This is a genomic window from Stenotrophomonas sp. TWI169 (assembly GCF_039674705.1).
Lineage (GTDB): Bacteria > Pseudomonadota > Gammaproteobacteria > Xanthomonadales > Xanthomonadaceae > Stenotrophomonas > Stenotrophomonas maltophilia_P.
The window spans coordinates 188,919-209,866 of record NZ_JBDJOB010000003.1 but is presented as its reverse complement, the minus strand read 5'-3'; the positions used below and the strand labels follow the sequence as shown (position 1 = coordinate 209,866).

23 protein-coding genes and 2 tRNA genes are annotated in these 20,948 nt (G+C 66.9%); 12 read left to right on the top strand and 13 right to left on the bottom strand.

The annotated features are described in order from the left end of the window. Positions 1-101 precede the first annotated feature (101 nt). On the bottom strand, positions 102-863 hold the full coding sequence (locus ABE543_RS04005; protein ID WP_065181533.1) for a sulfite exporter TauE/SafE family protein: 762 nt from the start codon (positions 861-863) through the stop codon (positions 102-104). A 62-nt stretch (positions 864-925) separates the two neighbouring features. After that, positions 926-1,615: a cAMP-activated global transcriptional regulator CRP gene (gene crp, locus ABE543_RS04000; RefSeq protein WP_010482649.1), complete on the bottom strand. Its 690-nt coding sequence runs from the start codon at positions 1,613-1,615 to the stop codon at positions 926-928. Positions 1,616-1,764: 149 nt separating this feature from the next. Here crp and speD point away from each other — a divergent pair, with 149 nt between their 5' ends. Continuing rightward, positions 1,765-2,559 (top strand): adenosylmethionine decarboxylase, encoded by a 795-nt coding sequence (gene speD / locus ABE543_RS03995; protein WP_019661504.1) that lies wholly within the window; start codon positions 1,765-1,767, stop codon positions 2,557-2,559. Positions 2,560-2,726: 167 nt separating this feature from the next. After that, positions 2,727-3,047, top strand: coding sequence for a quaternary ammonium compound efflux SMR transporter SugE (gene sugE / locus ABE543_RS03990; protein WP_005411314.1), 321 nt, complete (start codon positions 2,727-2,729; stop codon positions 3,045-3,047). A 61-nt stretch (positions 3,048-3,108) separates the two neighbouring features. Here sugE and coq7 read toward each other — a convergent pair whose 3' ends face one another. After that, on the bottom strand, positions 3,109-3,753 hold the full coding sequence (gene coq7, locus ABE543_RS03985; RefSeq protein WP_053515583.1) for a 2-polyprenyl-3-methyl-6-methoxy-1,4-benzoquinone monooxygenase: 645 nt from the start codon (positions 3,751-3,753) through the stop codon (positions 3,109-3,111). A 195-nt stretch (positions 3,754-3,948) separates the two neighbouring features. Between coq7 and rplM the strand changes: the two genes are divergently transcribed. Beyond that, positions 3,949-4,377, top strand: a complete 429-nt coding sequence (gene rplM / locus ABE543_RS03980; protein WP_005414692.1) for a 50S ribosomal protein L13 — start codon at positions 3,949-3,951, stop codon at positions 4,375-4,377. Positions 4,378-4,379: 2 nt separating this feature from the next. Next, complete coding sequence (rpsI, locus tag ABE543_RS03975) at positions 4,380-4,772, top strand: 30S ribosomal protein S9 (protein WP_053515585.1); 393 nt, start codon at positions 4,380-4,382, stop codon at positions 4,770-4,772. 219 nt (positions 4,773-4,991) lie between these two features. Here rpsI and ABE543_RS03970 read toward each other — a convergent pair. Together ABE543_RS03970 and ABE543_RS03965 are read right to left on the bottom strand one after the other, a co-directional pair. Further along, positions 4,992-5,066, bottom strand: a tRNA-Gln gene (locus ABE543_RS03970). Between the two features lie 52 nt (positions 5,067-5,118). Further along, positions 5,119-5,195, bottom strand: a tRNA-Met gene (locus ABE543_RS03965). Positions 5,196-5,316: 121 nt separating this feature from the next. On the opposite strand from ABE543_RS03965, the gene ABE543_RS03960 reads away from it, so the two are divergent. The 3 genes from ABE543_RS03960 to bfr all read left to right on the top strand — a co-directional run bounded on the left by ABE543_RS03960 (position 5,317) and on the right by bfr (position 6,866). Then, the gene (locus ABE543_RS03960) at positions 5,317-5,934 is read left to right on the top strand and encodes an RNA pyrophosphohydrolase (RefSeq protein WP_053515586.1); all 618 of its coding nucleotides are present in this window, start codon (positions 5,317-5,319) and stop codon (positions 5,932-5,934) included. A 108-nt stretch (positions 5,935-6,042) separates the two neighbouring features. After that, a complete protein-coding gene (locus ABE543_RS03955) occupies positions 6,043-6,252 on the top strand; it encodes a bacterioferritin-associated ferredoxin (protein ID WP_346475334.1) in 210 nt (69 codons plus the stop codon). Between the two features lie 143 nt (positions 6,253-6,395). Then, positions 6,396-6,866, top strand: coding sequence for a bacterioferritin (bfr, locus tag ABE543_RS03950; protein ID WP_005414691.1), 471 nt, complete (start codon positions 6,396-6,398; stop codon positions 6,864-6,866). A 1-nt stretch (position 6,867) separates the two neighbouring features. Here bfr and ABE543_RS03945 read toward each other — a convergent pair whose 3' ends face one another. Genes ABE543_RS03945 through ABE543_RS03935 form a run of 3 tightly spaced genes read right to left on the bottom strand, consistent with a single transcriptional unit; the run spans position 6,868 to position 11,571 of the window. Further along, entirely contained in the window at positions 6,868-9,030 is a 2,163-nt protein-coding gene (locus tag ABE543_RS03945; RefSeq protein WP_346475333.1) for an ATP-binding protein, read from the bottom strand. 1 nt (position 9,031) lies between these two features. Next, complete coding sequence (locus tag ABE543_RS03940; RefSeq protein WP_065174381.1) at positions 9,032-10,909, bottom strand: EAL domain-containing protein; 1,878 nt, start codon at positions 10,907-10,909, stop codon at positions 9,032-9,034. Positions 10,910-10,953: 44 nt separating this feature from the next. Beyond that, positions 10,954-11,571: a DUF4126 domain-containing protein gene (locus tag ABE543_RS03935; RefSeq protein ID WP_065174382.1), complete on the bottom strand. Its 618-nt coding sequence runs from the start codon at positions 11,569-11,571 to the stop codon at positions 10,954-10,956. Between the two features lie 179 nt (positions 11,572-11,750). Here ABE543_RS03935 and ABE543_RS03930 point away from each other — a divergent pair, with 179 nt between their 5' ends. From ABE543_RS03930 to ampE, 5 genes are all read left to right on the top strand, one after another. Beyond that, positions 11,751-12,494 (top strand): DUF6776 family protein, encoded by a 744-nt coding sequence (locus tag ABE543_RS03930; protein ID WP_053515594.1) that lies wholly within the window; start codon positions 11,751-11,753, stop codon positions 12,492-12,494. Between the two features lie 4 nt (positions 12,495-12,498). After that, the gene (locus ABE543_RS03925) at positions 12,499-12,963 is read left to right on the top strand and encodes a polymer-forming cytoskeletal protein (RefSeq protein ID WP_053515596.1); all 465 of its coding nucleotides are present in this window, start codon (positions 12,499-12,501) and stop codon (positions 12,961-12,963) included. 31 nt (positions 12,964-12,994) lie between these two features. After that, positions 12,995-13,387, top strand: coding sequence for an iron-sulfur cluster insertion protein ErpA (gene erpA, locus ABE543_RS03920; RefSeq protein WP_053515598.1), 393 nt, complete (start codon positions 12,995-12,997; stop codon positions 13,385-13,387). A gap of 118 nt (positions 13,388-13,505) precedes the next feature. After that, positions 13,506-14,411, top strand: a complete 906-nt coding sequence (gene nudC / locus ABE543_RS03915) for an NAD(+) diphosphatase (RefSeq protein ID WP_065174519.1) — start codon at positions 13,506-13,508, stop codon at positions 14,409-14,411. Between the two features lie 144 nt (positions 14,412-14,555). Next, positions 14,556-15,443 carry a regulatory signaling modulator protein AmpE gene (gene ampE / locus ABE543_RS03910; protein WP_053515600.1) on the top strand — a complete coding sequence of 296 codons (888 nt, stop codon included), beginning with the start codon at positions 14,556-14,558 and terminating at the stop codon, positions 15,441-15,443. A 68-nt stretch (positions 15,444-15,511) separates the two neighbouring features. Here ampE and ABE543_RS03905 read toward each other — a convergent pair whose 3' ends face one another. The 5 genes from ABE543_RS03905 to yccS all read right to left on the bottom strand — a co-directional run bounded on the left by ABE543_RS03905 (position 15,512) and on the right by yccS (position 20,909). Further along, on the bottom strand, positions 15,512-15,931 hold the full coding sequence (locus ABE543_RS03905) for a DUF2752 domain-containing protein (RefSeq protein WP_053515602.1): 420 nt from the start codon (positions 15,929-15,931) through the stop codon (positions 15,512-15,514). 52 nt (positions 15,932-15,983) lie between these two features. Then, positions 15,984-16,262: a CD225/dispanin family protein gene (locus ABE543_RS03900; protein ID WP_065174386.1), complete on the bottom strand. Its 279-nt coding sequence runs from the start codon at positions 16,260-16,262 to the stop codon at positions 15,984-15,986. Between the two features lie 30 nt (positions 16,263-16,292). After that, on the bottom strand, positions 16,293-16,580 hold the full coding sequence (locus ABE543_RS03895) for a CD225/dispanin family protein (RefSeq protein WP_053515606.1): 288 nt from the start codon (positions 16,578-16,580) through the stop codon (positions 16,293-16,295). Positions 16,581-16,763: 183 nt separating this feature from the next. Further along, on the bottom strand, positions 16,764-18,653 hold the full coding sequence (locus tag ABE543_RS03890) for an MFS transporter (RefSeq protein ID WP_277381144.1): 1,890 nt from the start codon (positions 18,651-18,653) through the stop codon (positions 16,764-16,766). Positions 18,654-18,728: 75 nt separating this feature from the next. Then, positions 18,729-20,909, bottom strand: coding sequence for a YccS family putative transporter (gene yccS, locus ABE543_RS03885; protein WP_065174388.1), 2,181 nt, complete (start codon positions 20,907-20,909; stop codon positions 18,729-18,731). Positions 20,910-20,948 lie beyond the last annotated feature (39 nt).

Genomic DNA, 20,948 nt, shown 5'->3' with positions numbered 1-20,948 from the left:
CGCCGTGCCATTGCACGCCATCCCGCAGCGCGGGGCCATGCCCGGCGAATCCGCAAGCCATCCGGTAGCGCCGGGCCATGCCCGGCGGGCGCGGGGCGCGGTCAGCGCGCCAGGTACCCGGTCACCGCGTGGCCGATCTGGAACAGGCTGATGCCCAGTACCAGCACGCCAACCGCGACCAGTACCCAGCGTTCCTTGACCCGCTTGACCAGGATCGCAGCCACCGGCGCGGCCATCATGCCGCCGATCAGCAGCCCGGCGACGATCTGCAGGTGCTGCACCCCCATCGACAGCAGGAAGGTGGCCGAGATGGTCAGGGTGACCACGAACTCGGCTGCGTTGACCGTGCCGATGGTGGTACGGGCCTGGCCACCACGCGCCAGCAGGGTGGACGTGGCGATCGGGCCCCAGCCACCGCCGCCGCTGGCGTCCAGAAGGCCGGCGAAGAAGCCCAGAACCGGCACGCGGCGGATCTCGCCGCTGGGCATCCAGCGCCCGGCAGCACGGGCCAGGATGACGATGGCAAGCACCAGCAGGTACAGGTAGATCAACGGGCGGATGAAATCGCCGGGCAGTTGGGCGAGTACATAGGCACCGATCGCACCCCCGATCGCGCCGGGCAGCGCCAAGCGCACGAACAGGCGTTTATCGACATTGCCAGCCGCAAGATGCGACACACCGGAGGCGCCGGTGGTGAACACTTCGGCGGTGTGGATGCTGGCGCTTACCTGCGCCGGCGGCAATCCCATGCTCAGCATCACCGATGAGGAAACCAGGCCGAAGGCCATGCCCAGCGCTCCATCGACCAGCTGCGCACCGAGGCCGATGAGGATGAACCACCAGAATTCGCTGCTCAGTTCCATGCACCGAGCCTAGCGCGCGAAGGAGTGCGGACCAAGGTCCGCACCCACCGGGTGCTCAACGCTCAACGGGTGCCGTAAAGCACCACGGTCTTGCCGCGGGCATGCAGCAGCCCGTCGGTCTGCAGCTTCTTCAGCACGCGGCCGGCCATCTCACGCGAGCAGCCGACCAGGCGCGCCAGTTCCTGCCGCGAAACGCGCAGCTGGCTGCCCTGCGGGTGGCTCATCGCCTCCGGCTCCTGGGCCAGATCGTGCAGGGTGCGCACGATGCGGTCGGTGACGTCCAGGAACGCCAGGCGGCTGGCCTTGCGGCTGGTGTCGAGCAGACGCTTGGAGATCTGCTGGCCCAGCGCGTACAGCAGGCGCGGAGCGTCGGCCGACAGCGGGCCAAGGAACAGCTGATGCAGGCGCTCGTAGCTGATCTCGGCCAGCTCGCAGGCGGTGCGGGTCCGCAGGATCACTTCGCGGCGGTCCGATTCCACGAACAGGCCCATCTCGCCGACGAACTCGCCGGCACCGAAGTAGCCCAGCACCAGCTCACGATCGTCATCTTCCTCGGCCATGATCGAAACCGAGCCGCTGATGACGTAATACAGGGTTCCCGCCGGGTCTCCTGGTCGGAAGACGTCGGTCCGGGTGGGATATCGCCGCCTGTGGCTGTGCGCCAGGAAACGATCGATTGTTGCGATATCCAGGGCCAGTGGACTGCTAGCTAGGCGCACGGTTGACACGATAGGGGCGCTCCCTCTGCGCATGAACGGATTCACGGGGTCGATAGCGGAGCTTAACCAGCGCAATTGTTAAGGGCAAACAGTGTGCCAGAACTCTTGCGTCTTCACGTTCCCCCCGGGGGCGGTTTGCCCCATAATTCACCCTTTCTCTTCTTACACAGGAATCGACCGCCGTGGTCAAGCCGTTGCCTCGCCTGAGGTTGCAGGGTTTCAACAACCTCACCAAGGCGCTGAGCTTCAACATCTATGACGTGTGTTACGCGCGCACCGAAGAGGAGCGTCAGCGTTACATTGAATACATCGATGAAGAGTACAACGCCGACAGGCTGACTCAAATCTTGACCGATGTCGCCGAGATCATCGGCGCCAACATCCTGAACGTGGCCCGCCAGGACTACGATCCGCAGGGTGCCTCGGTGACCATCCTGATCTCCGAAGAGCCGGTGATCGACAAGAAGCTGGCGGGCAAGGAGCTGATCTCCGACGCCGTGGTCGCGCACATGGACAAGAGCCACATCACCGTCCATACCTACCCGGAAACCCATCCGCAGGAAGGCATCGCGACGTTCCGCGCGGACATCGACGTGGCCACCTGTGGCGTCATTTCGCCGCTGAAGGCCCTGAACTACCTGATCGAGAGCCTGGAATCGGACATCGTGATCATGGACTACCGCGTCCGTGGCTTCACCCGCGATGTGAAGGGCAAGAAGCACTTCATCGATCACAAGATCAATTCGATCCAGAACTTCCTGGCCAAGAACATCAAGTCGCGTTACGAGATGTTCGACGTCAACGTCTACCAGGAGAACATCTTCCACACGAAGATGCACCTGAAGGACTTCGACCTGGATCAGTACCTGTTCGAGGAAAAGGCCAGGAACCTGTCGTTCAAGGAACGCATGAAGATCGAGGCGCTGCTCAAGCGCGAGATCGAAGAGCTGTTCCACGGTCGCAACCTGTCCGAGTAACACCCCTGTGCGATGCCGGCAGGCATCGTCACCCAGGCGGGACGACCCGCCCCGTGGAACCTGCGTGCTGCGCAATTCATAGTTCCACGGCGATGTACCGACCTACGGCCCGGTGTGAAGACACCGGGCCGTTTCGTTTTTCAACCACTAGGTAAGGACCCCCACCCATGCCCTGGATCTACCTGCTGCTGGCCGGCCTGTTCGAGATCGGCTTCGCGCTTGGAATGAAGTACTCCGAAGGCTTCAGCAAGCCGCTGCCCACGGCCGCCACGGTCGTTTCCGCGCTGATCAGCCTGTACCTGATGAGCCAGGCCATGAAGAGCATTCCGGTCGGCACGGCCTATGCCATCTGGACCGGCATCGGGGCCATGGGCGTGGCAGTGCTGGGCATCTACCTGTTCAACGACAGTGCTTCACCGGCCCGCCTGGCCTGCGTGGGCCTGATCGTCGCCGGTGTGATCGGCCTGAAGCTGGTGTCGCCGAACTGAGCCGGCGCCGAGGCGTCCGATGCCGCGTTGCCGGCAGCGCCGGGCCATGCGCGGCGGCCGTTCAGAGGCGGTACGCGATGGTCTTCATCACCTTCGAGGCCAGCGCCATCGCCCCCGGAATCGGGAAGGGCAGGCGGCGGGCGCCGGCCTGCTCGGCATGGTCCGCATGCCGGGCCTCGTCCTGCTTCATCACTTCGATGACCGCGCGGCTGCGCAGGTCGGCGGCCGGGAGATCGACCAGATGCTCATCCAGGTGGGCCTCGACCTGGCGTTCGGTCTCGACCACAAAACCCAGGTTCCAGCCATCACCGCGCAGCCCGGCCAGGGTGCCGATGGTGTAACTGCCTGCGTACCAGAGCGGGTTGAACAGGCTCGGCCGGCTGTCCAGTTCGGCCAGGCGGGTGGCACACCACGCCAGGTGGTCGGTTTCCTCCTGCGCTGCCTCCAGCAGATGCTCGCGGGTGGCCGGGTCGCGGGCCACGGCGGCCTGGCCGAAATACAGGCCCTGCGCGCAGACCTCGCCGACGTGGTTGATCCGCATCAGCCCGGCCGCATGGCGGCGCTGGCGGGCGTCCATGCCCGGCTCGTCAGTGTCCACCGCCGGATAGGGGCGGCTGGCCGGCGGGTTGCCGAACACCGTGTCCAGGGCGCGCTGGGCTTCGGTCAGCAGGTGGTCCAGCGGGGTGGTCTGGCGGAGCACGGTCATGGCGATACGGTGGGGCGGGAGACCCGCCGATTCTCGCCCGCGCCCGCGCCCCTGCCAACCCGGGACAGGGGGCGGCTTGCGCCGGGGCCTGGACCTGCGTACAATCCCGCCTCTTGCGCTTCACCTTTCACAACGCGTGGCAGAGTTCCGGCGAGTCCTTCGCCGCAATGAGCCCGACCTAACCTAGAGTTCTTCATGAGCACTTTCACTGCCAAGAACGAGACCGTCCAGCGCGACTGGTACCTCGTCGACGCCGAGGGCAAGACCCTGGGCCGTCTCGCCACCGAGCTGGCCCGCCGTCTGCGTGGCAAGCACAAGCCGGTCTACACCCCGCACGTTGATACCGGCGACTACCTGGTCGTCATCAATGCAGAAAAGATTGCCGTCACCGGCAAGAAGCTGCAGGACAAGATGTATCACCGTTTCACCGGTTACATCGGCAACCTGAAGACCGAGTCCCTGGCCCAGGCGCTGGAGCGCCACCCGGAGCGCGTGATCGAGATCGCCGTGAAGGGCATGCTGCCGAAGGGCCCGCTGGGTCGCCAGATGTACCGCAAGCTCAAGGTCTACGCCGGCACTGAGCATCCGCACGCCGCACAGCAGCCGCAGGTTCTGGATATCTAATCATGGCTATCACTCAAAACTACGGCACTGGCCGCCGCAAGTCCTCCACCGCTCGCGTGTTCCTGCGCAAGGGTTCGGGCAACATCACCGTCAATGGCCGTCCGCTGGACGAGTTCTTCGGTCGTGAGACCGCGCGCATGATCGTGCGCCAGCCGCTCGAGCTGACCAAGAACACCGAAAGCTTCGACATCCTGGTCACCGCCACCGGCGGCGGCACCACCGGCCAGGCCGGTGCGATCCGTCTGGGCATCGCCCGTGCGCTGGTCGAGTATGACGAAACCCTGAAGTCCGAGCTGCGCAAGGCTGGCTTCATGACCCGTGACGCCCGTGAAGTCGAGCGTAAGAAGGTCGGTCTGCACAAGGCCCGTCGCGCCACCCAGTTCTCCAAGCGCTGATCCACTGCGCCTGGCTGGGCTCCTCCGGGAGCCCGCTGGTTGGAAAAGCAAAAGCCCGGCTTCCGCCGGGCTTTTGCCGTTTCGGGGTTGTGCATTGGAGAGGGTGGGGTCAGGGCCCATTCCTGCGAACAACCCCGGGGTTCTCTCTGGAGGGGAGCCCCCGCGGAGCCCAGAAACGCAGAAGGCCAGATCTTTCGATCTGGCCTTCTGCGTTCAATTTGGCTGCCCCGGATGGATTCGAACCACCGAATGCCTGAGTCAGAGTCAGGTGCCTTACCGCTTGGCGACGGGGCAATGTATCGTGTAACTATTTTCTCACTTTTCACGCTGAAAAACAACTTCAGCATGGTGGCTATGGGTGGACTCGAACCACCGACCCCAGCATTATGAGTGCTGTGCTCTAACCGGCTGAGCTACATAGCCTTGGTGAGCCCGCTATTCTGCTGATACGCCGTGGGACTGTCAACACATTTGTGCCGCGCTTGTCGCCTGACAGGCGGCGTGGGATAGTCCTGACCAGTAGATTTTTTTAGGAGTCCGCATCGTGATCGATCCGGACGGCTATCGACCGAACGTCGGCATCGTGCTGATGCGGCAGGACGGGCAGGTGTTCTGGGCACGACGCGTGCGCCGGGATGGCTGGCAGTTCCCGCAGGGTGGGATGAACACCGACGAGACGCCCGTCGAGGCCATGTATCGCGAACTGCAGGAAGAGACCGGCCTGCTGCCTGAGCACGTGGAAGTGCTGGGGGCAACGCCCGGCTGGCTGCGCTACAAGCTGCCGGCGCGGGCGGTCCGCCGCAATGAACGGCAGGTCTGCATCGGCCAGAAGCAGGTCTGGTTCCTGCTGCGCCTGACCGGTGACGAATCCCATGTGTGCCTGGACCATACCGATTCGCCGGAGTTCGACCACTGGCGCTGGGTGGATTTCTGGTACCCGGTGGAGCATGTGGTGATGTTCAAGCGCGGCGTCTACGCGCGCGCGCTGCGGCACCTGGCGCCGTTGGCGCGCGGGGTGGCGGGGCAGGGCGTCACTGCCATGCCGAAGAGCGCAGCGGAAGCGTGGATGCCCGGCAACACCGCGGGCCACGACCGTCCGCGCAAGCGGCCGCGCAGCAGGGGCTACTGGCCAAAAAAGGCGCAGGAAGGACCGACGAGCTGACCGCCTGAACGGTATCGAGAATGGTTCAGGTCTCTGATTGACAACCATTCTCGTTTCCATTGGAATAGCGACCAGGCCGCTTCTGGCCTGTCAGCCCGGTTCCCGCCTGTGTACGTCTGCATCTGCAACGGAGTCACCGACCACCAGATCCGCGAAGCCGCCGGCCATGGCGTGACATCGGTGGCCGAGCTGACCATGCGCACCGGATGCGGCGCGACCTGCGGGTCCTGCCTGGACATGGCCGGCGAGCTGCTGGCCAAGGCACGCGCCACCCACGATCTGCCGCTGCCGGTACTCGGTCTGGCCCAGGTCGCCTGACTGTCTTTTCCGCGGCGCGTTGATGCCGCGCCTTCGCATCCTTCACGTGTGGCCGCACAGGCCAATGCGCACGATTCGCGTTCCTTCACGGCCGCACGCAAGGCGGTAAAGTGCCTGCGTTTTCAGCGTGCAGGAGTATCCCCATGAAGGGCGACACCAAGGTCATCGAATTCCTCAACAAGGTCCTCTACAACGAGCTGACCGCGATCAACCAGTATTTCCTGCACGCCAAGATGCTGAAGAACTGGGGCATCAAGGAACTCGCCGAGCATGAGTACAAGGAATCGATCGACGAGATGAAGCATGCCGACATGCTCGCCGACCGCATCCTGTTCCTTGAAGGACTGCCGAACTTCCAGGCGCTGGGCAAGCTGCGCATCGGCGAGAACCCGACCGAGATCCTGCAGTGTGACCTCTCGCTCGAGCGTGATGGCGTGGTCACCCTGCGCGAGGCGGTGGCCTATGCCGATTCGGTCGGCGACTATGTGAGCCGCCAGCTGTTCGTGAAGATCCTCGATTCGGAGGAAGAGCATATCGACTGGCTGGAAACGCAGCTGGACCTGATCGAGCGCATCGGCGAACCGAAGTACCTGCTGAGCAAGCTCGAAGAGTGAGTCAGCCCGCCTGGCCGGCGCGATGCTGTGCCAGGTACCCGCCCAGCGCCACCCGTGCCCGGGCGAATTCGGCCACCAGCAGCGCAACCGCAACGGCGGGGCGCTGCAGACTGCCGGCGCGGGCCTCGTGCTCGATCCGCTGTGCGACCGCCGACAGCGACATCGCGCCGACATTCGCGCTGGAGGACTTCAGGCTGTGCGCGACTGCCTGCAGGCGCTGGCCATCGTGGTCCTGCGCCGCCTGCTGCAGCGCCTGCACCATCGCCGGTGCGTCTTCCAGGTACACCGATACGATCTGCGTGGCGGCATCACCGATGACCGCCTGCAGCTCGTCCAGCACGTTCCGGTCCAGAACCGGGTGGGCGACAGGTTCTGGACCGGCCTTCGCTGCCGCCGCCGGAACTGCCGGCGTGGGGAGGGCTTTGGGGCCCCAGCGCAGCAGCAGCGCGTGCAGCGTGTCGCGCGCGATCGGTTTGGACAGGTAATCGTCCATGCCTGCTCGCAGGCAGCGTTCGCGATCACCGGCCATGGCATTGGCGGTCATGGCGATGATCGGCAGGCGCCGGCTTCCGGCTGCGATCTCTTCCTCGCGCCACTGGCGCGTCGCGGCGTAACCGTCCAGCACCGGCATCTGGCAGTCCATCAGCACTACGTCCACACCGCCTTCGCGCAGCGCGACCAGTGCCTGCTCGCCATCGGCGGCGTTGCGGACCTCGCACTGGAATACCCGCAGCAGGTGTTCGGCCACCATGCGGTTGACCGTGTTGTCCTCCACCAGCAGCACGCGTAGACCGAGCGCTGGCAGGGCAGCCGGTGCCTGGCCCTCTTCGGCGGCAGCCAGCCAGGCGGACGGGCGCGCGCTGGCGGTGGGCGTGGCAAGCAGGGCGTGCAGGGCGGCATCCTCGAAGGCGACCGGCAGCTGGCGATGGCGCTCCTGCGCGGGCAGCGGCTCGTCCTGCAGCCACAGCACCTGCAGCGTGTCGTCCTCACCGCGCGCAGCCAGCGCCTGCCGCAGGCGGGTTCCGCCGCTGCGGCGCGCAGGCGCATCGATCAGCAGCCAGGCCGGCGCAGCGTGCCCGGGGCGGGGCACGGCTCGCAGCCGCTCGGCCAGCGCGTCCATCCCGTCCATGACCTGCACCTGCAGCTCGTGATGGGCGGCAATGCGTTCGATGCGCGCCTGCAGGTGGCTGTCGGCACTGAACAGCAGCAGGGTGGCCGGTGGGCGTGCCATCGCCGGCAGGTCGCCGGGAACCTTCAACAACGGAATCTCGAACCAGAAGCGGGCGCCCTGGCCGGGGGTCGACTGGACGCCGATGTGGCCGTGCATCAGGTCGATGATGCGTTTGCAGATGGCCAGGCCCAGGCCGGTGCCACCATAGATGCGGGTGGTTGACGCATCGGCCTGGCTGAAGGACTGGAACAGGCGTGCCTGCTGGGCCTCGTCGATGCCGATGCCGGTGTCGATCACTTCGAAGCGCAACTGGTGCTGGGCCGGACCTTCGCCCAGCCGTTGCACGCGCAGCTGCACCTGGCCGCGTGCCGTGAACTTGATGGCATTGGCCAGAAGGTTGCTCAGCACCTGCCGCAGGCGCACCGGATCGCCGCGCACGGGAAGGCGGACCGTCGGATCCAGTTGCAGCACCAGTGCCAGTCCCTTGGCGTCGGCAGCGCGCTGCATCAGCTGCACCACGGCGTCGAGCAGCTCGCGCAGATTGAAGCTGGTGATCTCCAGCTCCAGTGCCTGTGCTTCCAACCGCGAGTAATCGAGGATGTCGTCGACGATACGCAGCAGCTGCTGCGAGCTGGCCGATGCGGTGGCCAGCATCTGCCGCTGATCCTCGCCCAGCGGGCCACGCGCGATCAGCTCCAGCATCGGCAGGATGCCGTTGAGCGGCGTGCGGATCTCGTGGCTCATCGTGGCCAGGAACTCGCCCTTGGCCAGCACCGCCGCCTCGGCCGCCTGCTTGGCCTGCAGCAACTGCTGTTCGAGCTGGCCCTGACGCTCGGTGGTGCGGCGCAGCTGGTCGCGCTCGCTGGCCAGCGCGGCACGATCCCGTTGCAGTGCGGCCAGCGCCTGGCTGCGCGTGCGCAGGCGCAGCCCCGCCAGCAGCAGCGCGATGGCCGCCACGGCCAGGGCCACCAGCAGCACCGCCCACAGCGGCATGTCAGAGCACCGCGTTGTGGAAGTCGAAGTTAAGGTCGCTGCCGGCGGACTGCACCATGTTGCCCTGGATGTAGTCGACCCCTCCCACCCACATCGCGGCCGCTGCCTGCGGATCTTCGATCTGCTGCCCGATGATCTGCAGACCGGCGCCGTGCGCCCGCTCGATCGCCCTGCGCAGTTCTTCGCGCGTGCCTGGATTGGCGTGGCTGCTGGAGAACCGTGCAGCCATGCGTACGAACGAAAGCGGCAGCTGGCCCAGCAGCGCGTCGGCATCGTTGCCGGGCTCGAACTGGCTCAGGCAGAAGCGCACGCCGGCCTGCGCCATGCGCTGACAGAACTGCTGCAGCGGCACGGTGTGGATCAGCGCATCAGGCAGGCGCACGTCGATGACCAGCGCACTGCCTGGCAGGTCGCGCTGCTGCAGCGACTCCAGCAGCCAGTCGGCGAAGGCGTCGCGCTGCAGGGTACGCAGCGACTGCGAGACGAACAGATTGAGCGGCTGGGTAGCATGCCGGTACAGATCCAGCAGGCCCAGCGCATGATCGAGCACCTGCTGGTCGAGGTCGGCGATGCGGCCGGCGGCTTCGGCGGCCGGAATCACCTGGCCGGCGGTCAGCACGGTGCCGTCGGCCTGGCGCAGCCGCAGCAGGACCTGGTACTGCGCGCTGCCTCCACCGGCGACGGCGACGATGGGTTGGTAAGCCAGTTCCAGCTGGCCTTCCAGCAGGGCCAGATGCTCCTGTTCGCTGATGGCCTGCCGATGCACGTGGCCGGCCACGCCGGCACTGAGCAGGCGCGCCTGCAGGGTCGTGCGCTCGACGGCTTCCAGCGCACTGGCGGCATCCTCGAAGCCGGGCGACAGCGGTGCATAGCCGACCACGCCACGCAGGTGCACCGATTCGTCATCGCGGATCACGAAGGCCCTCGCAGAGAGCTGCTCGCGCAGGGTGGCGGCCACGCTCTCCAGCCTGTCCTCATCGGCATCACGCGCCAGCAGCAGGAAACTGTTGTCGTTCAGGCGCGCCAGCAGGTGCGGATGGCCGGCTTCGGCCAAGCGCTGTCCGGCCTGCACCATCAGCCGTTCGAACGCAGCGTAGCCATAGCGCTCGCGCAGGCCCAGCGCGCTGGCCACCTCGATGAAGAACAGGCCGCCACGATCATGGTGGGCCAGGGCGGCGTTGAGCTGCTGCAGCACATGATGGCGCGTCGGCAGGCCGGTTTCAGGATTGCTGGTGGCCGGCGTGCCGGAGGCGCCGGGCAAGGTTGCCGCCTGCGCGCGGGCACGGCGGATGCGGTTGGCGACCGCCGCGATCAGGTGCCGCGGCCGGATCGGCTTGCTCAGGTAGTCGTCGGCACCGCTGTCGAGCACTTCGAACTGGCGCTCCGGATCGGGATCGCCGCTGAGGAACACGATGGGCAGCAACTGCAGGCCGGGCTGCTGGCGAATCATCGCCGTCAGCCGCATGCCGTCCAGGCCGGGCAGGTGCAGGTCCATCAGGATCAGGTCAGGGCGATGGTCCTTGATCGACTGCTGGACGCCTTCGGCATCGCTGAGCACGATGGCCTGCATGCCGGCGCCGTGCAGCACGCTCTGCGCGAACAGGGCCTGCGCACGGTCGTCCTCGACGATCAGCACGCGGTAGGGTGAATCCGCCGGCGCCGGTGCCGGGTCGTGGTTGCCCGCCTCGGGCTGTGAGGTGACGCCCGGCAGCGGCGGTGGAGCACCGCCGGAGGCAGGCCCACTGTCAGCGACGCTGGACGGAACCGATGGGGAGGCACCCGCGTCCACCACCGCAGTGGCCCAGCGTTGCCAATGATCGGCCGGTGGCGTTTCAGCGCGACCCGGGCGGACGCCTGCGGGGGATTCAATTGCGGCCATGGGGGCTCCTGATGATCGCAGCCATTATGCGACACGCCCGGCGTTCATCTGGTGCGTGGCTGTTGCCGGTCAGTGCCGTTGCCGGCACGGGCAAGCCAACGCACGCCGCGCCACAGAGCGCGCCATGCCAGCCAGACCAGCAATGCGCCGGCCAGGCTGCATGCCAGCACCACGACCAGCGCGATCCAGGGGTGTGCCAGGGCCAATGCCAGGCCGCCAACCACCACGGTGTCTTCGGCGATCGAGGCGACCCAGTTGCTGGCCGGCTCCGGCGAGGTGTTGAGCAGGGCACGGGTGCCCGCCTTCAGGCCATGGCTGGCCAGGGCTACGCCGGCGCCGGCAGCGAGCGCACCGGTACCCAGCTGCCCATCCGGCGACAGGGTGGCGGCGGCGAGGAAGGCGCCGGCGGGGACCCGGGCAAGGGTCTGCACCAGGTCCCAGACCGAATCCACGCCGGGAATCTTGTCGGCAAAGAACTCGGTCACGGCCAGCGCCGCTGAGGTACCCAGCACCCACCACGACTCGGTCGCCTGCAGGGCGGGCGGCAGGTCGACCCAGCCGAGCAGGCCGGCCAGGCCGACACCGAAGACGGTGAGGTAGACACGGATGCCGGCCAGCCAGGCCAGCAGGATGCCGATCACGAACAGGTGGGCTTCGGTCATGGCGATGCTCCGACGGCGGAACTGTGCGAGGGGCCACACTATCGACGATGGCGTGCCTGAACGCCACAGACCTCGGTCGCCTCCAGCGCAGGAATCCTGCCGATCCTGTCATACACTAGCCCGTCGTTTGCCACACGGGCCGTGCCGGTGTCGCGCCCGCGATGCCACGGGATCTACCCATGACCAACCGTCCTCCCATGCGCGTGCAGGTCCGCCTGCCCGGCGCGTCACATCCGCCCGCGGACCGCCGTCGCCTGTGGGTGATTGGAGGCATCTGGCTGCTCAGCCTGGTGCTGGCCACGATCGGAGGCTGCTGGATGGGGGCGCCGCGTGGCGAGCAGGGACAACGGTTGCAGGCAGCCGAGAAGCGTGCCGAGAGCCTGCAGGCGCAGCTGACCGAACTGCGCCAGAAGCAGGCCACGCTGGAAGCCTCCGACCGCATCAGCCGCGCCGCCAACAACGAAGTGCAGTCCTCGCTCGCCGAGCGCGACGAAGAGATCGCCGGGTTGCGCGCGGACGTCGCCTTCTATGAGCGCCTGGTCGGCTCGACCAGCCAGCGCAAGGGCCTGAACACCCACTCGATCGAGTTCAGCCCGGAATCGGCCGGCACCTGGCAGTACACCGCCGTGCTGACCCAGAATCTCAACCGCGGGGCCATCAGCCAGGGGCAGATGCGTTTCACCGTGGAAGGCGTGAAGAACGGCAAGCTGGCCACGATCAGCTGGGATGATCTGCACCAGCGCAGCAAGGTGCCGGGACAGGACTACTCGTTCCGGTACTTCCAGCAGCTCACCGGCAGCGTGATGCTGCCGGCTGACTTCACTCCGCAACGCGTGCGGGTGACATTGGGGAGTGGCGCGGGGGGCGCCACCCAGGTATTCGACTGGAAACAGGCCGGCGCGCCGGCCAGCAAAGGGGAGTAGGCAGATGTTCGGAAACAGCAAATCCAACCGTGACGGCCAGCTGGTGGTGGATGCCCTGATCGGCAACCAGGTGGTGATCCGCGGTGATGTGGAGTTCAGTGGTGGCCTGTACGTGGAAGGTCGCATCCATGGCAAGGTGATCGCCGCCGAAGGCGCCAGCACCGCGACCCTGACGCTCGCCGAGCATGGCGTGATCGAAGGGGAGATCCGTGCCCAGGTGGTGGTCATCAGCGGCCGCCTGGAGGGGGATGTCCACGCCACCGAAAAGGTCGAACTGACCCCGAGCGCGCGGGTCAACGGCAATGTCCACTACGAGGTGGTGGAGATGAACGCCGGGGCCCAGCTGAATGGACGCCTGATCCATGCCAGCGCACCGCTGGCGGCCCTGCCTGCACCCGAAAGCGGCGATCCCGCCAGTGGCAAGGGCGACACCGCGGCCCGACGCAAGCTGGCCGAAGCGATGGCTTGAAAGCCACCGCCGGTGCCCCCATGCTGATGCCATGAGCACGCTAGTCTCCCTGCCCGGCGCCCCCACGGCGGCCGCGCCCGATTACCAGTCGCTGGAGCGGCCGCTGAACTTCACCGAAGCAGCGGCCTCCAAGGTCAAGTCGTTGATCCAGGAAGAGGGCAACCCCGATCTGGCGCTGCGTGTGTATATCGAGGGTGGCGGCTGTTCGGGCTTCCAGTACGGTTTCGAGTTCGACGAGAACCGTGCCGAGGACGATCTGGCGGTACAGACCAGCGGGGTGACCCTGCTGGTCGACCCGCTCAGCCTGCAGTACCTGATGGGGGCTGAAGTGGATTACACCGAGAGCCTGACCGGCGCGCAGTTCGTGATCCGCAATCCGAACGCGAAGACCACCTGCGGTTGCGGCAGCAGCTTCAGCATGTGATTGCAGGGCGCGGGGCCTGCGCTCCGCGCCAGGTGTGTCGAGCGGTCTCCACACCTCACAGCAGAATGCGCACAGCGCCGACCTTGCCACCCGCATCGAATGGCGGCAGGCTTGCTGGATGTCCAATATTCTTTCGCCGCTGTCCGGTTTCGCCTTCATTGGCGAACCGCTGGAGCGCGCCGATGCCCTGCGCGAAGATGCCGATGTGCTGGCACGCCTGTGGCCGGATGCGCGGGTTCTCGTGCTTGACCAGGACGGCAGTGCCTTCACCGGTGCTGATGACCAGCCACTGGCGCTGACCGGCGCCGACATCGGGGGCGGCCCCGGTGCCGCGATCTTCCTGGGTCTGCGGGGTGAGCAGGCTTGGTTCTCGGTGGAAGCGTCCGCGGTTGCCGTCACTGCGCCTGGCCGGCTCGACCTGCGCCAGGCGGCACTGCTGTGGCCGGTGGCCGATGCGACCGCTTTCAGCTACGCACGCGGCATGTCCTACTGGCATTCGCGCACGCGCTTCTGCGGCGTCTGCGGGGGGGCGGTGGCCTTTGCCCGCGGTGGCTTCGTTGGCCGCTGCGGGCAGTGCGCGACCGAACACTATCCCCGGGTGGACCCGGCGGTGATCGTCGCGGTGGAAAACCAGGGCCGGTTGCTGCTGGGGCGGCAGTCCAACTGGGCGCCGCGCCGCTATTCGGTACTGGCGGGTTTCGTCGAACCAGGCGAGACCTTCGAACAGACCGTGGTGCGGGAAGTGCACGAGGAGAGCCGGGTGCGCATCACTGCCTGCCAGTATCTCGGTTCACAGCCCTGGCCGTTCCCGGGCGCGCTGATGGTGGGGTTCCGCGCGCAGGCGCAGGACGATGTGCCGACCGTGGATGGCGAACTGGAGGATGCGCGCTGGTTCAGTGCCGACGAGGTGGGCGCGGCGCTGGCACGTGATGTCGAAGATGATGGCCAGGGCATCCGCCTGTCGCCGCCGATCTCGATTTCGCGGGGGCTGATCGAGCACTGGTATCGCCAACAGCGGGGTTGAAGAACGCACCGGCCTGTCAGAACGGCGGCGACCATTGCCGCCACCTGAACACGGCCCGGGTTACAGTGCGGCAGACCGCTGATGGCGGCGTCGCGACGGGTAAGGTAGCGACGCCGAGCGCCTTGTTTCGTAGGGAGACCTGCCATGTTCACCACTCTGGCTGCCGTGCTGGTTGCACTGGCCCTGGGCCATGTCGCCCCGGCCGCTGCCGCCTCGCTGCGCCGCTTTGACAGCTTCCGGCGCTGGCTGGGCTGGCTGGATGCGCACGGCGGCAAGGCCTGGCAGGGCCCCATGGGCGTGGTGCTGGCGCTGCTGCCGCCGCTGGTGTTGATGGCGCTGCTGGCCTGGCTGCTGCGGGGCGTGCTGTTCGGGCTGCCCTCGTTGCTGCTGGGCGTGGCGGTTCTGGCCTGGTGCTGGGGGCCGCGCGACCTGGACCGTGACATCGAAGCGATCATCGATGCCGATGACGCACCGACCCGGCAGGCAGCCGTGCGCCATCTGCAGGCGGCCGGTGGCAGCCTGCGCGAGGATGTACCCTCGCTGGTGGAGGCGACCGTACTCAATGCGCTGCGCCGCTGGTTTGCGGTGCTGTTCTGGTTCCTGCTGCTGGGCCCGGTGGGCGCGCTGGGCTATCGCCTGCTGGCGCTGATGTCCGAAAGCCCGATGCGTGCACGCGTACCGGTGGAACCGCTGGCAGTGGCCCAGCGCCTGCTGGGCTGGATCGAATGGCCGGTGGCACAGTTGATGGCGTTCTCGATGGCACTGGTCGGCAACTTCGACACGGCGTGGAAGGCATGGCGGCAAGCGCATGGCGAGCGCCTGGTCGGAGGCATCGGATTCCTGGGTGCGGTGGCGCGGGCCAGCGTCAATGCCGAGCTGCGCGAGGACGCGCATGACTACACCGAGGCGGGCCTGCTGCCGGTCTGGCAACGTCTGCCCGACCTGCGCGATGCCATGAGTCTGGTGTGGCGGATGCTGCTGCTGTGGCTGGCGGTGCTGGCCGTGCTGGTGATCGCCGGCTGGGTGACGTAGCCGCTGGCCAGGCGCGTGCGGCCTGACCGCAGCACGCGTCGCGACGCGCCTGGACGCGAAGTGGGAATCTAGACCGGCGCCAGTGCGGTGAACGGTGCCCACGGCAGGTTGCGCAGCAGTGCGTAACCGGGCAGCAGCCACAGCCAGAACATGGGATTGGCCAGAATCCGCATCAGCGGATCAAGCACACGCGGGCGGATGCCAGCGATGTTCAGCAGCATCAGCAGCAGCAGGGGCAGGCTGATGACCAGCAGCGGGTTCATCGCCATCGCGCCGGCCAGATCGAAATGGACCAGCGAGTAAAGGCAGCGCGTGCTGCCGCAGCCGGGGCAATACAGGCCGGTGAGTGCGTACAGCGGGCAGCCCGGCAGGGGATTGCCGGCCACGTATGGATTGACGTTGCGCAGCACCACGGCCGCGCCAGCGGCCAGGCCGGTGGAGGCCAGCAAGGGTGCCCAGCGGGCGAGCCGGGAAGGAAGAGCGGACACGATCAGGCGAAGACGGATCCGGCGCGGACGCCGCCGGATCCGTCCGCAGGCCTCAGTAGCTGCCGTTGCTCATCGCGCCGATGCCACCGAGCACGACGAAGAACAGCACGTACAGCACGACCATGATGACCCAGGCGATGGCCGACCAGATGGCCCACTTCTTGGCCTTGGCGGACGAGTCCTGGGCACCGGCGATATCGCCAGCGGCCAGCTTGCCGTTGACCTGTGCCGCATAGACGATCGACACGATGCCGACCGGCAGGCAGCAGAGCAGGGTGCTCAGGATCGCCCAGACCAGGTTGTTCGGGACCTGCGGAGTAGCGGTGTTCATGATTCAAGCTCCTTGATGGGTGGTGGTGGATCAATGGTCGGAAAGAGCGCCCAGTGCGGCCAGGCCGCCGAAGAGCCCGAACCACAACAGCAACAGGACCGGCAGGGCCGCGGCCGAAGCCGCCGCCCACCAGCCCGCCTTGCGTGACGCGCTATAGGCTCCCGCCAGATCGCCGGCCGCGCGGCGGCCATCGACCTGGGCGGCATACACGATCGACACCACGCCCAACGGCAGGCAGCAGAACAGCGTCGTCAGGATCGCCCACACCAGATGGTTGGGGATGTAGACCGGACGGCCGAGTGGTGGCGGTTGATTCAACGTGAGACTCCATTCCTTGGTGGCCGACCGTTGTGAACGGGCCGGACCTCCCCCCTGTGGGTGCGTAATCTACCGCAACCTGCGTCGCATGTATGCGTTTTCAGCCCGGCAATGACGGGCATGGCGCTTGACGCTGGCGTATCTGGGGGCGGGGGCCGGCTACGCGCGAACGGGGGGATTGCGTCAGGCGTGATCGCCGCGAAGGGCGCGGACCTGGGCTTCCAGTGCCGGCGCGTCGGTGCTGCGACCATCGATGGCAGGCGCCGCCACCACCTCGACGGTGGCGCGGAAGCGGCGCGGAACCCGCATGCGGCCAAGCCGGCTGTCGCGCCGGCTCCACATGCTCGACCACATCCCGCGCAGGGCCATCGGCACCACCGGCACCGGCCGGCGTTCGAGGATCTTCTCGACGCCGGACTTGAACGGCGCCATCTGCCCATCGCGGGTGAGTGCTCCCTCCGGGAAGATGCAGACCAGCTCACCCTCGGCCAGCGCCGCATCGATCTCCTTGAACGCGCGCTGCATCAAGGCCTCGTCCTCGCGAGCCCCGGCAATCGGGATGGCCTTGGCGGTGCGGAAGATCCAGCGCATCACCGGGATGTTGAAGATCCTGTAGTACATGACGAAGCGTACGGGGCGCGGAATCGTCGCCGACAGGATCAGTGCATCCATGTAGCTGACATGATTGCAGACGATCAGTGCTGCGCCTTCATCCGGCACATTGGCTTCGATGCCATGCGGGCGCAGCCGGTACAGGGTGCGCACCATCACCCAGCTCAGGAAGCGCATCAGGAATTCGGGGACGATGGTGAAGATGTAGATCGCCACCACGGCATTGGCGATCGCCAGCGCCAGGAACAGCTGCGGGATGCTCCAGTGCAGCAGTTCGCGCGCGGCCAGCGACAGCAGTGCGGCGGACACGATGAAACCGGAGTTCTGGATGTTCAACGCGGCGAACACGCGTGACATCTGCGCCTTCGGCGTGCGGCTCTGGATCAGGGCGAACAGCGGAACGACGAAGATGCCGGTGAACAGGCCGATTCCGACAAGGTCGATGACGATGCGCACACTGCCGGGCTGCTGCAGGAACTGGGTGATGCTCAGCCCCTGCACGGTGGCCTCGCCGCTGCGGGCGAAGTAGAGATCGAGCAGGAACGCGGTCATGCCGAACGCGCCCAGCGGCACCAGGCCGATCTCCACTGTGCGCGCCGACAGCCTCTCGCACAGCAGCGAGCCAACGCCGGTGCCGATGGAAAACAGCGCCAGTGCCAGCAGGTACAGCTTGGGTTCGCCGCCCAGGTTGGCCAGCGCATAATTCGGCAGCTGCGAGGTCAGCACGGTGCCGACGAACCAGAACCAGGACACGCCCAGGATCGCGTTGCGCACCGCCTTCTGCTGGCGCGCCATGCGCAGCACCACCAGCGACTCGGGCAGCGGGTTCCAGTTGATCTTCAGGCCCGGGTCGCCGGCATCGACCCTGGGAATCAATCGCGCCGCGATGTTGCCGCAGACCGCCAAAGCGATGACCAGCGATGCCGCGAACACGGGCCCGTGGCTGCCGGCCAGCAGGAACACGGCGCCGCCGATGATCATCCCTGACAGGATCGAGATCGATGTGCCCATCTCCACCAGCCCGTTGCCACCGGTCAGCTCCTCGGGTTTGAGTACCGAGGGCAGCACCGAGTACTTCACCGGACCGAACAGGGTCGACTGCATGCCCGTGCAGAACAGCGCCACCAGCAGGAACGGCAGGTTCTCGGTGAGGAAGCCGATCGCTGCCAACGACATGATCACGATCTCCATCGTGGTGGTGATCACGATCAGCCGCGACTTCTCCAGTTTGTCGGCGATCTGCCCGGCCAATGCCGAGAACAGGAAATAGGGAAGAATGAAGATCGCTGGCGCCAGCGTGGTGTACAGCGAACGCTGCTCTTCGGACACGCCCAGGTAGAACAGCAGGCCGATGATGGCCTGCCGGTATACGTTGTCGTTGAAAGCGCCCAGCGCCTGCACGATGAAGAACGGCAGGAAGCGGCGCTGGCGCAGCAGGGCGAACTGGTTGTGACCGGACATGGAATCTCCTTGACCGGCGCAGCCTAGCATTCCTGCCCGCCGGCCGGGCCCGGATCCAGTGCTGCCGGGTGGCGGTCAGGTCAGGCTGCGTACGGCCTCGTTGGCGGCGGCACGCAGCTTCGGCAGCAGGCGCAGCACCAATGCCATCTGGGTGCGGATCAACTGCAGCTTCGGTGGCATCACGTCCTCGATCTGCTCCAGCTCCGCGGCGACTGCGCGGTCGGCATCATTGTCATCCTCCGCGACCGCCTGCCGTGCGGCCAGCGCGCCGGCCAGCTGCTGCAGCGCCTTGCGCACCCGGTCGCCGGCGGCCAGTGCCAGCGGGTCGCCGGCGTAGCTGTCGACCTGGTCGCGGTGGGCACCCAGTGCCGACAGATGACCGAGCAGGGTGTTGGACAACGCGAGGAAGTGGAAGCCGGCATCCAGGTTGCGGCGTACATGGCCGGGCTCGCGCAGCATGTTCGACAGTGCAGTGGACAGCGCCGCGTCGGCATTGTGCATGTCGCGGCGGGCGATGCGGTAGGCCAGGTCATCGTGCATGCCACTGCGGTACTGGCCCAGCACCGCATCCAGGTAACGCGCGGCGGTATCCAGTACCCGTGACAGGACCCGATGCAGCTGACGTCCCTGCCAGTCCGGCAGGATCAGGAAGGCGGCCGCGGCAGCGATCGCACAGCCCAGGATCGTATCCACCATGCGCGGCACGATCAGCACGAAGCCATCGCCGATCAGGTTGAAGCAGGTCAGCGCCATCACCGTGATCGCGGCCGAGGCCACCAGGTAGCGATCGGTGCGGGTGAAGAAGAACAGCAGCGCCGACAGCAAGGCGATCAGCAGCTGCACGTGCAGCTGTGGGAACAGCTGCAGCAGCGCCCAGGTCAATACCAGGCCGGCCAGGGTGCCGACGATGCGCTGTGCCAGGCGCTGGCGCGTGGCGCCGAAGTTCGGCCGGCACACGAAGACGATGGTCAACAGCACCCATGAACCGTTCTGGGCATTGAACAGGCGGATCGCCAGGAAGCCGGCGATCAGCGCCAGCGCCATGCGCAGGCCATGGCGGAACAGCACCGAGCCGGGCGTGAGCTGCTGGCGCAGCCGTACCCCCATCTCGCGCAGGGTGTGCGGGTTGCTGTCGCGCAGGCGCGTGTCGACATTGTCCAGGCTGGCCTCGGAGCGTTCGGCGTCGAGCAGCCGGCGCTCGATGCTGCGCAGGTTGTGCACCAGCAGATCCAGCGAACCGAGCAGGCGCTGCCATTGCGGACGCTGCTGGTCGCGCAGGTAGGCCAGCGCGTCGGCGAGGTCGCGTCCGGCCTGCTGGTTGCTCTCGCCATACACGAACGGGCGGCGCAGGCGGATGGCTTCGCCCAGACGCGCGCAGGCCTGCCCCTGCAGATCGAGCAGGCGCTGGCAGCGGTACAGCACGTCGCTGTGGAAGAACGCATCCACCAGTGCGCCATAGGGATAGTGCGAGGAGCTGGCGCGCTCGTGGAAATCCTGCGCCATGTAGTACAGGCGCAGGTACAGGCCGGAGTTGACCCCGGGCCGGCCGGAACGGCCGAAGCGCGCAAGGATCGCCGTCTTTGCTTCGTTCAGGGCTCCCACCACACGCCGGTTCTGTTCGGCCAGGTCCAGCTGGCGGCGCTGCAGGTCGGCCTCACGCACCGGCTCGAACAAGGCGGCTTTCAGCTGCAGGTAGCGGCCCAGTTCCTGGTAAAGACGGGCCACGCGTTCGCGCACCGGGCGGTTGGCGAACAGCGCGGTCCAGACGATGGACAGCAGGCCATACCAGACCGCACCGGCCAGCAGGTGGCTGACCGCATGCAAGGCACGTGGCAGATCTCCGGCGCCGCCATGCTGTTCCAGCCCGATCATGGTGTAGATGGCCAGGGTGACCGTGGCCTGGGCGATGGAGGCGTAGCGTTCGCCCAGAGCACCCAGCAGGGTCAGGCCGAAGGTGGACAACGCCAGTGCGCCGATGAACAGCCACGGCCACGGGAACAGCGCGATCACCGAGGCGGCGGCGATGCAGAAGCACAGCAGCGACAGCAGCACCGCCTTGGTGCGGCCCCACCAGTTGTCGTCGGTTTCGGCGATCGCGCTGGCGATGATGCCAAGGAACGCCCCGGGCAGCGCGGGGAGCGCGTCCAGCTGCCAGCACACGGCCATCGCAGCCGACAGGGCGATGAACACGCGCAGGCCATAGCTGGCTTTCTCGTGTGCCCACAGGCGGCTGAGGCGGGAATGGGACGCGGACATGCAGGCTCGGGCGGCGGATTGCCTCCATTATGGCGGTGT